At 71.1% G+C, this 16203-nt stretch carries 10 protein-coding genes and 3 pseudogenes; 8 read left to right on the top strand and 5 right to left on the bottom strand.

Going from position 1 to position 16203, the window contains the following annotated elements; genetic code table 11:
* The 5 genes from ACFW2G_RS28900 (at position 1) to ACFW2G_RS28880 (ending at position 9953) form a co-directional block, all read left to right on the top strand.
* Entirely contained in the window at positions 1-3117 is a 3117-nt protein-coding gene (locus tag ACFW2G_RS28900; protein WP_384584524.1) for a type I polyketide synthase, read from the top strand.
* Positions 3118-3302: 185 nt separating this feature from the next.
* Positions 3303-6506, top strand: coding sequence for an amino acid adenylation domain-containing protein (locus ACFW2G_RS28895; protein ID WP_384584527.1), 3204 nt, complete (start codon positions 3303-3305; stop codon positions 6504-6506).
* 216 nt (positions 6507-6722) lie between these two features.
* The gene (gene ccrA / locus ACFW2G_RS28890) at positions 6723-8081 is read left to right on the top strand and encodes a crotonyl-CoA carboxylase/reductase (protein ID WP_384584530.1); all 1359 of its coding nucleotides are present in this window, start codon (positions 6723-6725) and stop codon (positions 8079-8081) included.
* A gap of 1 nt (position 8082) precedes the next feature.
* Complete coding sequence (locus ACFW2G_RS28885; protein ID WP_384584533.1) at positions 8083-9072, top strand: 3-oxoacyl-ACP synthase III family protein; 990 nt, start codon at positions 8083-8085, stop codon at positions 9070-9072.
* Positions 9069-9953 carry a 3-hydroxybutyryl-CoA dehydrogenase gene (locus tag ACFW2G_RS28880; protein ID WP_384584536.1) on the top strand — a complete coding sequence of 295 codons (885 nt, stop codon included), beginning with the start codon at positions 9069-9071 and terminating at the stop codon, positions 9951-9953. Before ACFW2G_RS28885 ends, ACFW2G_RS28880 begins: the two co-directional genes overlap by 4 nt.
* 180 nt (positions 9954-10133) lie before the next feature.
* Here ACFW2G_RS28880 and ACFW2G_RS28875 read toward each other — a convergent pair whose 3' ends face one another.
* Positions 10134-10892: a thioesterase II family protein gene (locus ACFW2G_RS28875; protein WP_384584539.1), complete on the bottom strand. Its 759-nt coding sequence runs from the start codon at positions 10890-10892 to the stop codon at positions 10134-10136.
* Positions 10893-11199: 307 nt separating this feature from the next.
* Here ACFW2G_RS28875 and ACFW2G_RS28870 point away from each other — a divergent pair.
* Positions 11200-11367, top strand: a pseudogene (locus ACFW2G_RS28870) (methylmalonyl-CoA carboxyltransferase); the annotation flags it as partial.
* Between the two features lie 47 nt (positions 11368-11414).
* Positions 11415-11588 (top strand): annotated as a pseudogene (locus ACFW2G_RS28865) (carboxyl transferase domain-containing protein); the annotation flags it as partial.
* Between the two features lie 76 nt (positions 11589-11664).
* Here the strand turns inward: ACFW2G_RS28865 and ACFW2G_RS28860 are convergent.
* The 4 genes from ACFW2G_RS28860 to ACFW2G_RS28845 all read right to left on the bottom strand — a co-directional run bounded on the left by ACFW2G_RS28860 (position 11665) and on the right by ACFW2G_RS28845 (position 15885).
* The gene (locus ACFW2G_RS28860; protein WP_384584541.1) at positions 11665-12984 is read right to left on the bottom strand and encodes a PLP-dependent aminotransferase family protein; all 1320 of its coding nucleotides are present in this window, start codon (positions 12982-12984) and stop codon (positions 11665-11667) included.
* Between the two features lie 410 nt (positions 12985-13394).
* Positions 13395-14186: an ABC transporter permease gene (locus tag ACFW2G_RS28855; RefSeq protein WP_384584544.1), complete on the bottom strand. Its 792-nt coding sequence runs from the start codon at positions 14184-14186 to the stop codon at positions 13395-13397.
* On the bottom strand, positions 14183-15157 hold the full coding sequence (locus tag ACFW2G_RS28850; protein ID WP_384584547.1) for an ATP-binding cassette domain-containing protein: 975 nt from the start codon (positions 15155-15157) through the stop codon (positions 14183-14185). The genes ACFW2G_RS28855 and ACFW2G_RS28850 overlap by 4 nt, the downstream gene beginning before the upstream one ends.
* Before the next feature lie 59 nt (positions 15158-15216).
* Positions 15217-15885: a DUF4097 family beta strand repeat-containing protein gene (locus ACFW2G_RS28845; RefSeq protein ID WP_384584550.1), complete on the bottom strand. Its 669-nt coding sequence runs from the start codon at positions 15883-15885 to the stop codon at positions 15217-15219.
* A 242-nt stretch (positions 15886-16127) separates the two neighbouring features.
* Here ACFW2G_RS28845 and ACFW2G_RS28840 point away from each other — a divergent pair.
* Positions 16128-16203: pseudogene (locus tag ACFW2G_RS28840) on the top strand (MarR family transcriptional regulator); the annotation flags it as partial.

Genomic DNA, 16203 nt, shown 5'->3' with positions numbered 1-16203 from the left:
ATGACCAACCCCCCGGATCAGACGGCGGAGGGTGCGGACCGGGTCCAGCGGGCGCTCCGTACGCTCCTGGAGGAGCGTGACCGGCTCCGCCAGGAGAACGACGCCCTCAAGGCCGGCCGCGGCGAGCCGATCGCCGTGGTCGCCATGGCGTGCCGCTACCCGGGAGGTGTGTCGTCGCCCGAGGAGCTGTGGGACGCGATCCGCAGCGGCCGGGACGTCGTGGGCGGGTTCCCGACGGACCGCGGGTGGCGCGACGTGTACGACGCGGACCCCGAGGCGGTCGGCAAGGCGTACGTCCGCGAGGGCGGCTTCCTGACGGACCCGGCCGGCTTCGACGCGGACTTCTTCGGCATCAGCCCGCGTGAGGCGCTGGCGCTCGACCCGCAGCAGCGCCTGCTGCTGGAGACGTCGTGGGAGACCTTCGAGCGCGCCGGCATCGTCCCCGCCGACGTGCGGGGCTCCGACGTCGGCGTCTTCTCCGGGGTGAGCTCGACCGAGTACGGGTGGCGTTTCCTGGAGTCGGGCCAGAGCGAGCTGGAGGGCTACCTGCTGTACGGCAGCTCGCTCAGCGTCGCGTCCGGCCGGGTGTCGTACGAGATGGGGCTGACCGGGCCGTCGGTGTCCCTGGACACGGCGTGCTCGTCGTCACTGGTCGCCCTGCACCTGGCGGTGCAGTCGCTGCGTGCAGGGGAGTGCTCGCTCGCGCTGGCCGGCGGTGCGCTGGTGATGTCGACGCCGGCGGCCTTCGTGGAGTTCGCCCGGCAGGGCGCCCTGTCGGCCGACGGCCGGTGCAAGGCGTTCGCGGACGGAGCCGACGGGACGGGCTGGGCCGAGGGGGTGGGCGTCCTGCTGCTGGAGAGGCTGTCCGACGCCCGCCGCAACGGCCACCCGGTGCTCGCCGTTGTGCGCGGTTCCGCGGTGAACCAGGACGGCGCCAGCAACGGGCTGACCGCTCCCAACGGCCGCGCCCAGGAGAAGGTGATCCGGCGGGCCCTGGCGAACGCCGGGGTCGCACCCTCCGAGGTGGACCTGGTCGAGGCCCACGGCACCGGTACCACCCTGGGCGATCCCATCGAGGCCGGCGCCCTGCTGGCGACCTACGGGAAGGACCGGCCCGAGGGCCGGCCGCTGTGGCTGGGATCGCTGAAGTCGAACATGGGCCACGCCCAGGCCGCCGCCGGTGTCGGCGGCGTCATCAAGGCCGTGATGGCCCTGCGCCACGCGTACCTGCCGAAGACCCTGCACGTGGACGCACCTTCGCGGCACGTCGACTGGTCCTCCGGCGGGGTCGAACTGCTGGCGGAGGGCCGCGAGTGGACCCGTCCCGACGGTCCGCGCCGGGCCGGCGTGTCGTCGTTCGGCGTCAGCGGCACCAACGCGCACGTGATCCTCGAAGAGGCGCGGCAGGAGCCGGTCGGCGCGACCGGTCCGGACACGGGCGTCGTCGGCGGGCTGGTGCCCTGGGTGCTGTCGGGCAAGAGCGCGACGGCCCTGCAGCGGCAGGCGGACAAGCTGCGCGATTTTGTCGCGGCCGATCCGCAGGCGGACCTCGCCGTCATCGGCGCTTCGCTGGTGTCGGGCCGGTCGAGGTTCGAGCACCGTGCGGTGGTGCTCGGGCGCGGCCGCGACGAGCTCTTGGGCGCGCTCGCCTCGCTTGGCGACGGTGCGGAGTCGCCCGGGGTGGTGCGCGGCACGGCCGCGCAGACCGGCCCGGTCGCCTTCGTCTTCCCCGGCCAGGGCTCGCAGTGGGTCGGCATGGGCCGACAGCTGTACGAGGCCTTCCCGGTGTTCGCGCAGAGACTGCGGGAGTGCGCGCAGGCCCTGTCGGAGTGGGTCGACTGGTCGCTGGTCGACGTGGTGCGCGGGGTCGAGGGCGCGCCTTCGCTGGACCGGGTGGACGTGGTCCAGCCGGCCCTGTTCGCGGTGATGGTGTCCACGGCCGCCCTGTGGCGTTCCTGGGGCGTCGAGCCGGCCGCGGTGATCGGGCACAGCCAGGGCGAGATCGCCGCCGCCCACGTGGCCGGTGCGCTGTCCCTGCGTGACGCCACGAAGGTCGTGGCGCTGCGCAGCCTGGCCCTGGTGGACCTGATCGGCCACGGCGGGATGGCCTCGGTGTCCGAGTCCGAGGACATCGTCGCGGGACGCATCGCCGCCTGGGGCGACGAGGTGAGCATCGCCGTCGTCAACGGACCGCGTTCGGTCGTGGTCTCCGGGGAGCCGGACGCGCTCGACGCGTTCGTCGCGAAGATGAACGAGGACGGCGTCCAGGCCCGCAGGATCCCGGTCGACTACGCCTCGCACTCGCACCACGTGACCCGGGTCCGCGACCAGGTCATCGACCCGCTGGCCGGCCTGAGTCCGAAGACGTCGGCGCTGCCCTTCTACTCGACGCTGTACGGCGAGGTCATCGACACCGCGCGGCTCGACGCCGGTTACTGGTACGACAACCTGCGCGAAAAGGTAGCCTTCGAGACCTCCGCCCGGCAGCTGGCCGAGGACGGGTTCCGGGTGTTCGTCGAAATGAGCCCGCACCCGGTCCTCACCGTCCCGGTGCAGGACATCGTCGAGGACAAGGACGACGCCCTGGTCCTGTCGTCGTCGCGGCGCAACCGCGACGAGGTGGAGTCCGTGCTCGGTTCGCTGGCCCAGCTCCACGTCCGGGGCGGACCGGTGGACTGGGACGCCCTGTTCGGCGCGCGCCCGCGGGTGGACCTGCCGACGTACGCGTTCCAGCGGCAGCGGTACTGGCTGAGCTCCGGGCAGTCGGCGACGGTGGCGCAGCTCCCGTCGGCGGAGCCGTCGGCGGCCGGGGACCAGGACGTCTCCCTGCCGGAGCAGTTCTCGGTGCTCCCGCAGGACGAGGCCCGGGCGCTGGTCCTCGACCACGTCCTGGAGAAGGTCGCCGGTGTGCTCGGGCACCCTTCCGGCGCGTCGGTCCATCCCGACCGGCAGTTCAAGGAGATCGGCTTCGACTCGCTGCTGTCGGTCGAGCTGAGCAAGCGTCTGACCGCCTCGACCGGACTCAAACTGAGGGCTAACGTGGTGCTGAAGCACCCCTCTCCGCGGCTGATCGCCGGTCACATCGTCTCGTCGATGGCCGGCAGCGCCGCGCATTGATTCCCCTGTCGCGGGCGGGTTCTCCGCCCCGCGGGAATGTCCCGCCGGCGGGACGGCCGCAAGCTCCGCAGCGGCACGTCCCGCCAGGCACCAAGTCGTGTTGAACGACTGCATCACTTCCCAGAAAGTGGGGGTGATCTGCGAAATCTTCCGAGTAGGGCCGGTTTTCCGAGGGGTTGATCTGTATGCGTTCGTTCGGTGCGTCATCTGCGCATAAGGGGATGTGGCGGGCGCAGACCATGGCGACCGACACGCCGAACCATGCGCTGACCATGTGGGACGTGGACGGCGAGCTGGACGCGGCGGTCATGGAGTCCGCGTTCCTGCACGTCATGGATGAGGCGGAGGTGCTGCGCGTCAACTTCGTCGACGACGGCGGCGGCCTGCGGCTGGTGCCCCGGGACCTGGGTGACTGGCGGCCGTTCCTCCTCGACCTCACCGCCGAGGCCGATCCCGAGCAGGCGGCCCGCGAGGCGCTCGCCGCCATGGTGCGCCGGCCCTTCGACCTGGCACACGACCTGCTGTTCCGGCTCGGTGTGGTCAAGCTCGCCGACACCCGTTTCCTCCTGGTGATCGCCTACCACCACCTCATCTCCGACGGGTTCGGCGCGGGCGGCCTGCTGTCGCGGCGCCTCGCCGAGGTGTACACCGCGCTCGTGCGGGGCGAGGCCGTCCCGCAGATGCCGCACCCGTGGGACGCCGAGTCGTTCGCGGCCGAGGCGGTGGAGTACCTCGCCTCCGAGAAGTTCACTGAGGACTCGGAGTTCTGGCGCGACTACCTCAAGGAGGCGCCGGCGCCCGCGCAGGTTCCGCGCGTCGCCCTGTCCGAGGCGCAGCGGGCCGAGCTCGCCGAGCCGACGAGCAGCGCCGACCGCTGGTCGGCTGTGGCCGAGACCATCGGCATGGTGAGCCGGACGGTGACCGTGCCGCGTGCCGAGGCGGACGCGTGGACCGAGGCCGCGACGTCCATGGGCGTGTGGATGTCGCAGATGGTGACCACCGCCGCGGCCGTGTTCTTCCGACACCGCTGCGACCGCCCGGAATTCCTCCTCTCGCTGGCCGTCAGCAACCGCATCGGAGTGGCGAGCCGGACGCCCGGCCTGGCCGTGAATGTGGTGCCCGTGAAGGTGTCCGTTCCCCTCACCGCGACCTTCTCCGAGGTCGCGGACGCGATCGTCGACGAGACGTACGAGATCCTCGGCCACGCCGCCTGCCACTACTCGGACATCCAGCGCGTGAGCGGCACGACCCTCAGCGGTCGCGGCAGCTTCGGTGCGGTCGTCAATGTCGTCGAGTTCGCGGAGCAGCTCCACTTCGGCGACAGCCCGGCCCGCTACTCCGGCGCGACGACCGGAACCTTTGAGGAACTGTCGATCGGCGTCTACACCGACGGCAGCCCAGACAGCGACCTCTACATCCGCCTCGACGCCCCGGCGAACCTCTACCACCGCACGGAACTGCGCTTCATCGCCGAAGAGCTGATCGCGTACATCCGCGCCGCGGTCGCCGCCGGCGACCGGCCGGTCGGTTCCCTCGACGTGGTCGGCGGCGCCGAGCGGGCCCTGGTCCTCGCGGCGCCGACCGGCCCGGAGGTCCCGCAGGGGACGGTCGCGGACCTGTTCGCCCGGCAGGCCGGGCAGGCCCCCGACGCCGTCGCACTGGTGTCCGGGGACTCGTCGGTCTCCTACCGGGAGCTGGACGAGCGATCCGGCCGTCTGGCCGAGGCACTGCGCGGGCAGGTCGGGCCCGAGACGGTCGTGGCGGTGGCGCTGCCCCGGTCGGCGGACCTGGTCGTGTCCCTGCTGGGCGTCGTGAAGGCGGGCGGGGCCTACCTGCCGCTCGACCCGCAGTCCCCGGCGGAGCAGTTCACGGAGCTCCTCGGCGGGTCCGCGGCGCAGCTCCTGCTCACCGATGCGGCGACCGCCGCAGCGCTGTCCGCCGGCTCGGACGTCCCGGTGCTCGTGTTCGACGACATCGCGTCGGACGTCGCCGCCGGCGACGCGCGCGCTCCCTTCGCGTCGCACCAGCACGGCCTGCTGGCCCTCGCGTACGGCTCCGACTCGGCCGGTGAGGACACCGCGGTCGCCGTGACGCACCGGAACCTGCTGCAGTTCGTCACCGACCGCCGCTGGAAGGACGCCGGCGACAGCACCGTGCTGTGGCACTCGCCGCAGACCTCCGAAGCACTCGCCCTGGAAGTGTGGGCGCCGCTGCTGAACGGCGGCCGGGTCGTCGTGGCCCCCGCGGGGGCGCCCGACGTCGGCGCGCTGGCCGAGGCGCGGGCGGCGCACGGGGTCACCACGGTGTGGCTGCCCGCGGGCCGGTTCCTGGCGATCGCGGCAGAACACCCCGAGGCCCTGGCCGGGTTCCGCGAGGTGTGGACCGGCGGCGACCGCGTGTCCGCGGCCGCGCTGCGACGGGTCCGCGAGGCCTGCCCCGGTCTGACGATCGTCAACGGGCACGGTGCAGTCGAGACCACCGTCTTCGCCGCGTCCCACCGCCTGGCCGCGGACGCACCCGTGCAGGACGCCAGCGCCGTCGGCGGCCCGGTGGACCACACCGCTCTCTACGTCCTCGGCCCGGGCCTGGCGCCGGTCCCCACGGGCGTGGACGGCGAGCTGTACGTGGCCGGACCCGGCGTGGCGCGCGGCTATGCCGGGCGGCCCGGGCAGACCGCGGAGCGATTCGTGCCCTGCCCCTTCGGCCCGGCCGGCGCTCTCATGTACCGCACCGGGGACCGCGTCCGGTGGGCTGCGGAAGGCCGCCTCGTGTACGTGGGCCGCTCCGACAGCCAGACGGACGTCCGCGGTGTCCGGGTCGAGCTGGCCGAGGTCGAGGAGGTGCTGTCCGAGCACACCGGGCTGGCGCAGTCGGTCGTGGCCGTCCGGCAGGACGGATCCGGGCAGCAGCGGCTGGTGGCCTACGTGGTGCCGGTGGGCGGCCGCCCCGTCTCCGCCGACGAACTGCGCCGGTTCGCCGCGGGGTGGCTGCCGGAGTCCCTGGTGCCGTCGGTCTTCGTGGTGCTGGACCGGCTGCCGGTGACCGCCGGCGGCCGGGTGGAGCGGGCTTCCCTGCCGGAGCCCGAGTTCGACGACCTCAAGTACCGCGCACCGCGCAACGACACCGAGCGGATCCTGGCCACGGCGTTCGCCGAAGTGCTGGAGCTGGATCGGGTGGGCATCGACGAGGACTTCTTCGACCTCGGCGGCAACTCCCTGCGGGCGATCCGTCTGGTCGGCCTGATCCGCACGGAGCTGAAGCAGGAGGTGTCGATCCGCAAGCTGTTCGCGGCGCGCACGGTCATCGGCCTGTCGGACATGTGGAAGGACCTCGCCCGGTCCAGCCGGCCGACCCTGAGCAGGAGGACCAAGGCGGGCGCCGTCCTCTGAGCACGGCCCGCCGCCCGGCCGAGGAGTGCCCGGGCGGCGGTGAGGGCGGGAACGGGCTGCTCGTTCCCGCCGCTCGTCCAGGAGCGAGAAGCCCTCCCCTTTCCGGCTGGCGCAGTCCCGGGAGCGGTTCGGCCAGCAGCAGTTGTGTGCGAGCTCCATTGACCTGCCGTGCGGCAGGTCCCTCCCCTGTGGTAACTGCGAAGGAGAAAGGGAATCATGGATTCTTTGACCGAGGCCCTGCTCAACGGGGCCGGCCCAGACGAGATCGGGAATCACGAGCTCCCCTCGGAGTACGAGGCAGCGCACATCCTGGCCTCCGACGTCGGCATGTTCGACGGTGTGGAGGACAAGGACGTCCGCAAGTCGATCCACGTCGCCAAGGTCCCGATGCCGAACATCGCGCCGGACGAGGTGGTCGTCGCCGTCATGGCGAGCTCCATCAACTACAACACGGTCTGGTCGGCGACGTTCGAGCCGGTTCCCACCTTCGAGTTCCTCAAGCGCAACGCCCGCGAGGGCGGCTGGGCCGCCCGCCACGACCTGCCGCACCAGGTGATCGGGTCGGACGCATCCGGCGTCGTCGTGCGGGTCGGGGCCGGCGTACGGCGCTGGAAGGTGGGCGACCACGTCGTCGCCAGCTGTGTCCAGGTCGACGAGCAGGAGCCGGCGACGCACGGCGACGCGATGCTCGGCTCGGGGCAGCGGATCTGGGGCTACGAGACGAACTTCGGCGGACTCGCCCACTACTCCGTGGTGCGCGCGAGCCAGCTGCTCCCCAAGCCGGCCCACCTGACCTGGGAGGAGTCGGCCGGTGTACTGCTGACCGCGGCGACCTCGTACCGGATGCTGGTCGGTGACAACGGCGCGCGGATCAAGCAGGGCGACGTCGTGCTCATCTGGGGCGCGACGGGCGGGCTGGGCGCCTTCGCGGTGCAGATGGTGAAGAACGCGGGCGGCATCGCCGTCGGCGTGGTCAGCTCCGAGCGCAAGGCCGAGGTGCTGGGCCGGCTCGGCTGCGACGTGGTGATCAACCGCAACGAGATCGGTATGGGCGGGGACGAAGCCCTCACCCCGGAGCGGACGATCGAGCTGGGCAAGCAGCTCGGACGGGAGATCCGGCGGCAGGTCGGCGAGGACCCGCACGTCGTGTTCGACTACGTCGGGCGGGCGACGTTCGGGATCTCGGTGTTCGTCGTGCGCAAGGGCGGCGCGGTCGTCACCTGCGGGTCGAGCACCGGCTACGACCACCACTTCGACAACCGCTACCTCTGGATGAACCTCAAGCGGGTCATCGGCAGCCACGCGGCGAACCTCCAGGAGCAGGCGGAGTGCAACCGCCTCTTCAGGCTGGGACACCTCTCCCCGATCCTCTCCGAGGTGTTCCCGCTCAAGGAGGTCGGCGAGGCCGCCCGCCTGGTCCAGCTGAACCGGCACACCGGAAAGGTCGGCGTGCTTTGCCTGGCGCCCGAGGAGGGGCTCGGAGTCACCGACCCCGTCCTGCGCGAGAAGATCGGCGCGGCGCGCCTCAACCCGCTGCGCGACGTCGGCGCACCCACGACCGCCGAGGTGTCCTGACATGGGAATCGGAATACTTTCCACCGGGTCCTACCTCCCCAAGCACGAGGTGGGCAACGAGGAGGTCGCCGAGCGCGTCGGCGTCACCGCGGAGTGGATCGAGCGCAAGACGCAGATCCGGTCGCGCCGCTACGCGGCCCCGCACGAGGCGACGTCCGATCTGGCGGTCAAGGCCGGCGGACGGGCGCTGGCACAGGCGGACCTGACCGTGGAGCAGATCGACTACATCATCGTCTCGACCTCCACCGGGGACTTCCCGCAGCCGCCCACGGCACACCTGGTGCAGCACGGGCTGGGCGCCTACGGCGCGGCCTGCTTCGACATCAACGTCGTGTGCAGCGGCTTCGTCTACGCACTGGAGGTGGCCCGCAGCCTGATCTCGGTGCGGCCGGACGCCCGGGCGCTGGTGATCGGTGCGGACGTCTACTCGCGGATCCTGGACTTCACCGATCGCAAGACGGCGATCCTGTTCGCGGACGGCGCCGGAGCCGCGGTCGTCGGCGCGGTGCCGGAGCCGTACGGGATCATCGCGACCGACCTGTCCAGCCGCGGCGACGCCCACCACCTGATCCGTGTCGAGGCCGGCGGCAGCCGCAATCCCGCGACGGCGGAGACCGTCGCCGAGGGCGGCCACTTCTTCAAAATGGACGGCCGCGGTGTCCGGGACTTCGTCGCCGAGCACGTGCCGCCGGCGCTGCTCGCGCTCGCGGACAGGGCCGGGGTCGAGATCGGCGCGGTGGACCACTTCGTCCCGCACCAGGCCAACGGCGTGATGCTCGCCGAGGTCGTCGAGCGCACGGGCCTGGGCGCCGCGCAGATGCACCGCACGCTGATCCAGTACGGGAACGTCGGCAGCGCCTCGGTGCCCGTCGCACTCGACGAGGCCAACCGCACGGGAGCGCTGAAGCGGGGCGACCTGGTGCTGCTCTCCGGATTCGGCGGCGGCATGTCGATCGGAGCATCACTTCTGACCTGGGGAGCCCAGACATGACCACGTCCACGCACATCGCTGCTGCGGGCATCGACCGGGTCGGTGTCGTCGGCAGCGGCATCATGGGCACCGGCATCGCGGAACTGTGCGCGAAGGCCGGGCTGAACGTCACGGTCGCAGTGATGTCCGAATCGTCGCTGGCGACGGCTCCGCAGCGGCTGGCCGCGTCCCTCGACCGGGGAGTGGCCAAGGGTAAAATGACCGTGGAGGAGCGCGACGCGGCGCTGGGCCGGGTGTCGTTCACCCAGGACCTCGGCGACCTGGCGGACCGTCGGCTGGTGATCGAGGCGGTCAAGGAAGACGAACAGCTCAAGCGGGAGCTGTTCGCCACCCTCGACAAGATCGTCGAGGACCCGGACGCGATCCTGGCGACCAACACGTCCTCGATCCCGGTCGTACGGCTCGCCTCCGCGACGCGGCGCCCGGGCCAGGTGCTCGGCATCCACTTCTTCAACCCGGTGCCGGTGCTGCCGCTCGTCGAGGTCGTCGGCTCGGTGCTGACGGACGAGGCGGTGAGCGAGCGGGCACTGGTCTTCGTCCGTGACGTCCTCGGCAAGAAGCCGATCGTCTCGCCGGACCGGGCGGGCTTCCTCGTCAATGCGCTGCTGTTCCCGTACCTGCTCTCCGCGATCCGGATGGTCGAGGCGGGCGTGGCGACGGCCGAGGTCATCGACCAGGGCATGGTGCAGGGCTGCTCGCACCCGATGGGACCGCTGCGGCTCGCCGACCTGATCGGCCTGGACACGACCATGTCCATCGCGCAGGCCATGTACGAGGAGTTCAAGGAGCCGCTGTACGCGCCCCCACCGCTCCTGCTGCGCATGGTCGAGGGCCGCCTGCTGGGCAAGAAGTCCGGCCGCGGTTTCTACACGTACGAGTGACCCTTCCGCGGCTGCGAGGAGCAGCCCTGCCGCCGCGGCCCGGGTCGGGGACGCCACCTGCGGCGGTGCGCGGCGGAACGCGAAGACCTCCGTGCGGTGAAGGCTCGACACCTTCACCGCACGGAGGTCTTCGTCTCGTCCGGGACCTGCTCGGAACCTGCTCAGGGCCTGCTCAGGACGTCAGGAAGCGGCGGCGCTGGCGAGCAGTCCCTCGGTGATGGCCGCGGCGACCCCGCCCATGTGGTCGTTGAGGTAGAAGTGGCCGCCGGGGAAGACCTTCAGAACGAATTCGCCGCTGGTCTGCTCCCGCCAGGTCTGGGCCTCCTGGACCGTCACCATCGGGTCGTCGTCCCCGGTCAGGGCGGTCACCGGAGCCGTGAACGGCTCTCCCGCACGCCAGACGTACGTGGCGAGGGCCCGGTAGTCGGCCCGCAGCGCCGGCAGCACCATCTCCAGGACCTCGGGGTTGTCGAGCATCGCCTGGTCGGTGCCGCCCAGCCTGCGCACCTCGGCGAGCACGCCGGCGTCGTCGTAGGCCTGGTAGCGGGCGCTCGTCCCGGGGCCCGGCGCGGGCCGGCCGGAGAAGAACAGCCGCTGCGGGGCGGGCAGTCCGCGCCGCTCCAGCAGCCGGGCCGTCTCGAACGCGACGAGCGCGCCCATGCTGTGGCCGAACAGGGCGTACGGCCTTCCCGGGTCCGCGGCCAGTTCGTGGGCCAGTTCCCCGGCCACCGCCTCGACGAGCGGGTCCAGCGTCGTGAACGGTGCCTCGCGGTACCGGTCCTGGCGCCCCGGGTACTGCACGGCCACCACGTCGAAGTCCGCGGGCAGCGTACGCGCCAGCTGCGCGTACGCCGTCGCGGAGCCACCCGCGTGCGGGAAACACACGAGCCGCGGGCCGTTCCCCGCGGCCGTGAAGCGCCGGAACCACGTGCTGTTCACTGTTGGTGTGTCCTTTCGTCTGTGCCGGCCGGCCGTTGCCCGGCGCCGTGGTCGGGCCGGTCAACCGGCCGCGCCCGCCGGTGCCCTCGGGGGTGGGGGGTGCCGGCGGGCGGCTCGGAGCTCCGTGAGGGCACGCGCCCGTCTATATCGGAGCTGACGGACCCGAGTCTCCCGCCGCATCCTCGACGGGTGCTCGCGGAGCGGTGGAGCCCCCGTGCAGCCGCCGTCGTCCGGCGCTCCATCCGATTTCGAGTCACACGGCAGAGGCTGGTCGGCGATTCTTCACGACGGCGGGAAGGGGGCGCGCATGACCGCTCTGGACAGCAAGCCGACGGGGCAGCGCGGCGCGGTCGCCGAGCTTGAGGCCATACGGGCCGCCATGCGCCGGGAGCCTGGAGAGAGGGCCACCGAGGCACAGCACGCCAAGGGCAAGCTGACGGCCCGGGAACGGCTCGAACTCCTCTTCGGCGACGGCCGGTTCACCGAGGTCGAAGAGCTGCGCAGACACCGGGCGAGCAGCACGTCAAGGAGTACCGGGAACAGCTCATGCACCCGTACTACGCCGCCGAACGCGGCCTGGTGGACGAGGTCATCGACCCCGCGGAGACCCGCGTCAGGCTGATCGACGCGCTCGCCGTGCTGCGCACCAAGCAGGTGGCGCAGCCTTCCCGCAAGCACGGGAACCAGCCCCAGTGACCTCGGGGCCGTGAACAACGGTGACGGGGGAACCTCGGCCGTCACCGTTCTTCGTGGCCCCGACTCCGAGGCCGGATCAGACCGTCTGAGGCGAGAACGTCTGCAGCCCCGGCATCCGGCCGGAGCCCACACCACCGACGGCGTGCGCGAGTTCCATTTCGGACTCCAGCACCGCGGCCAGCCGACGAACGCCCTCGCGGATCCGCTCCGGGGTCGGGTAGCAGTAGGACAACCGCATCTGGCGGCTGCCGAACCCGTCCACGTAGAACCCGGTGCCCGACGCGTACGCCATCCGGGCGGCCACCGCGCGCGACAGCATCGCCTTGGTGTCCACGCCCTCCGGCACCGTCACCCACACGTAGAACCCGCCGTCCGGCTTCGTCCACGTGCACCCCGGTGGCAGGTAATCCTCCAGCGCGGACAGCATCGCGTCGCGGCGCTCCCGGTAGTTCTCCCGGAACATCTTGATCTGGCCCTGCCAGTCCTGTGTGGCCAGGTAGCGCGACACGATCATCTGGTTCAGCGTGGGCGGACACAGCGTCGCCGACTCCGTGGCCAGCACCAGCTTCTCCCGCACCGCGGGCGGCGCCAGCACCCAGCCGACCCGCAGACCGGAGGCGAACGTCTTCGAGAACGATCCCAGGTACACCACGTTCTCCGGGTCCAGCGAGCGCAGCGCCGGATAGGTCTGGCCGTCGAAACCGAGCAGGCCGTACGGGTTGTCCTCGATCACCAGCACGTCGTACTCGCGGCAGATCTCCAGGATCTCCGCCCGCCGTTCGACCGTCAGCGTCACACCGGCCGGGTTGTGGAAGTTCGGGATCGTGTACAGCAGTTTCACGCGCTGCCCGGCGTCCCGGGCCTGTCGCAGCACTGCCCGCAGACCCTCCGGCACCAGACCGTGCTCGTCCATCGCCACGTGCACGACCTGCGCCTGGTACGTGGCGAACGAGCCCAGCGCGCCGACGTACGACGGGCCCTCGGCCACCACAACGTCACCCGGGTCGCAGAACAGCCGGGCCACCAGGTCGAGGCCCATCTGCGAGCCGACCGTCACCACGACGTCGTCCGGGTGCGCGGTGATGCCCTCCAGCGCCATCACGTCGCAGATCTGGTCCCGCAGCAGCGGCAGGCCGTGCGCCGACGCGTACTGCAGCGCCGTCAGGCCCTCCTCCGCGATGATCTGCGCGACCTGCGCCGAGAGGGTCTCCAGCGGAAGCGCGGCCAGGTTCGGCATGCCGCCGGCCAGCGAGACCACTTCCGGCCTGCTGGCGACCGAGAACAATGCCCGGATCTCCGAGGCCGTCATGCCCGCGGTGCGCACGGCGTACCGGTCGAGGTGCGGGTCGACGATGTTGCGGCCGCTCCGCGGCTTGGTGGCGATGTTCTTGGTCATGAAGGCGACACCCGGGGCTCGGTGGACAAGGTCACTGGCGTGGTGGGAGCGCAGACGGGACCGGCAGGGCCTGCATCGTCCGGTGCCCGGCCCGGGCGATCGCCGTGGCGTACCCGCCGTTGCCCCCCGGCACCGGACAGTCCCCCATCCCTTCTCCCCACCGTGTCCAGCTTTGCTAGGCAGCATGTGCGCCTGCGCTGGTGGCCCGCTCAAGTCCGCCTCGCAGCCGATCCGGCAAGGAGCGGAGATCCGCACGAACCGTCGCGCGGAGGTCTGGGGGGACCGGGCCGCCGCGACCGCGGGACCAGGCTTCGCCCCGCACGCGAACGGGGCGGCGTACGGCGACGGGTGTCGGGTACGCCGCCCCGGGGCGGGACGGGCTGCGAAGGTGGTTCGCGGTGTCGTGGCGGCTACTTCGGGTCGTTGTTGAACTTGGAGGTGGCCCAGAGGTAGCCGAGGGCGGTGAGGGCGAGGCACCAGGTGACGGCGAGCCATCCGTTGTTGCCGATTTCGCTGCCGAGGAGGAGTCCGCGGAGGGTTTCGATGGCGGGGGTGAAGGGCTGGTATTCGGCGATGGGCTGGAACCAGCCGGGCATGGATTCGACGGGGGTGAAGGCGCTGGAGAGGAGGGGGAGGAGGATCAGGGGCATGGCGTTGTTGCTTGCGGCTTCGGCGGTGGGGCTGACGAGGCCCATGCCGACGGCGATCCAGGTGAGTGCCAGGGCGAAGAGGACGAGCAGTCCGAATGCGGCGAGCCATTCCAAGGGGGTGGCGTTGGTGGAGCGGAAGCCGATGGCGAGGGCGACGAGGGCGACGAGGGCGACGCTGGCGATGGATTGCAGGACGCTGCCGACGACGTGTCCGATGAGGACGGAGGGGCGGTGGATGGCCATGGTGCGGAAGCGGGCGATGATGCCTTCGCTCATGTCGTTGGAGACGGATACGGCGGTTCCGATGACGGTGCTGCCGATGGTCATCAGGAGGAGGCCGGGGACGAGGTAGGCGATGTATGCGGAGCGGTCGGGGGCGCCGCCGGTGATGCCTGCGCTCATGGTGTCTCCGAAGATGTAGACGAAGAGCAGCAGGAGCATGATCGGTGTGAGGAGGAGGTTGAGGGTGAGGGAGGGGTAGCGCCGGGCGTGCAGGAGGTTGCGGCGCAGCATGGTGGCGGAGTCGCGTACGGCGAGGGAGAGGGTGCTCATCGGACGTTCTCCTTGGCCTGGCCGGCCTGGTGGGGCTGGTGGGGGATGTCGGTGTTGGCGGTGAGGGCGAAGAAGACGTCGTCGAGGTCGGGGGTGTGGACGGTGAGTTCGTCGGCTTCGATACCGGTGGCGTCGAGGTGGTCGAGGATGGTGCGCAGTTCGCGCTGGCTGCCGTCGCTGGGGATCTGCAGGGCGAGGTTCTCGTCGTCCGGGGCGGCGTGGTGGAGGGTTCGGGCGGCGTGGTGGTAGGCGGTGGGGGCGGTGAAGCGGAGGCGGATGTGTCCGCCGGGGATGAGCCGTTTGAGTTCTTCGGCGGTGCCGTGGGCTGCGATCTTGCCGTTGTTGAGGACGGCGATGCGGTCGGCGAGTTGGTCTGCTTCTTCGAGGTATTGGGTGGTGAGGAAGACGGTGACTCCGCCGGTGACGAGTTGGCGGATGATCTGCCACATGTTGTGGCGGGAGCGGGGGTCGAGGCCGGTGGTGGGCTCGTCGAGGAAGATGATCTGCGGGTTGCCGACGAGGGTCATGGCGATGTCGAGGCGTCGTTTCATGCCGCCGGAGTAGGTGGAGGCGGGCTTCTTGGCGGCGTCGACGAGGTCGAAGCGCTGCAGCAGTTCGGCGGTGACGCGGTGTCCCTCCGCCTTGGGCAGGTGGTGGAGGTCTGCCATGAGGAGCATGTTCTCCTCGCCGGTGATGAGGCCGTCGACGGCCGAGAACTGTCCGGTGACGCCGATCGCGGCGCGGACGGCCTGGGGGTTGGTGGCGAGGTCGTGGCCGCCGACGTGGATGTCGCCGGCGTCGGCGGTGATGAGGGTGGAGAGGATTTTGACGGCGGTGGTCTTGCCGGCGCCGTTCGGGCCGAGGAGGGCGAAGACGGTGCCGGCGGGGACGGTGAGGTCGACGCCGTCCAGGACGCTCTTGTCGCCGTAGGACTTGCGCAGCCCGTACGCGGCGATGGCCAGGTCGGTCATGAGGGGGCTCCTGAATCTCTTTGCTGTGCAGGCCGGGGGCTGCGGGCCGGGGGCTGGGGTTAGAGGCTGCGGGCGGTGATGTCGCCGTAGGCGGTGGTGGCGTGGATGTTCAGGGCGGGGGTGTCGGCGCCGCTCTGGAGGGAGTTGTGGATGCGGCCGTGGCCGGTGCCGGCGTCCAGGGAGGCGGGGACTCCGGGGGCGGCGCCGACCGTCAGGTCGCCGGCCTCGGTGCGCAGGGTGATCGTGCCGTGTACGGCTTCGGCGATGTGGATGTCGCCCTTCTGGGTGGTGATCTCGGCGGGGCCGCCGAGGCGGGCGACCGAGATGTCGCCGGCCTGGAGGGTGAGGCGGGCGGCGGCGGTCTCGTCGAGCTCGACCTTGCCGTGGGCGCTTTCGTAGGTGACGTCGCCGAGGCGTCCGGTGCTGCTCAGTTCGGCGCTGGCGGTCTTCGCCTCGATGTGGGAGCCGGCGGGCAGCTGGACGGTGACCTCAAGGGATCCGGTGGCGTCGACGAGCCGGTTCTTCGCCTCCGCGGTCTCGATCCGCAGGACGCCGTCGCGGTAGTCGACCGTGGTCCGCTCCGCCGTCTTCACGTCACGGCTCTTGGCGGCGTCCGCGGGCCGGACCTCGACCAGGGCGCCGTCCTGGTCGGCGGCGACGAACCGGATGCGACCCGCGGGGATGTCCAGGACGACCGAGACCGGGGCGGTGGTGGCGAACTTCTGCATGGTGCTCTCCTTGCCTGTGTTGCGGTCCGCACTCGCGGCCGCTGTTTCTGATGATGGAAACGCTACGTTGCATTCATTGATCTGGCAACACGTTCGTTGTGCATGATTCCGATAACAGCAGATGAATGGCGTCAAATCGTTGCAATGGTTCCTGATTTAACGCAACGGATCGCCCCGTTCGTTGCAATGATATGTAGGTGAACGCTATAGTGGAGGGATCGCGGACCATGAAGGAGGCCGCGATGCCGGGAGGCAGACTCACCCAGCAGGAGCGTCAGCAGATCGGGCTGGGGCTGGCCGACGGCCTGGCCTATGCGG

Source organism: Streptomyces sp. NPDC058880 (assembly GCF_042742535.1).
Taxonomy (GTDB): domain Bacteria; phylum Actinomycetota; class Actinomycetes; order Streptomycetales; family Streptomycetaceae; genus Streptomyces.
Note: the sequence above shows the minus strand (reverse complement) of the source record. Positions and strands in the feature narration are given on the sequence as shown.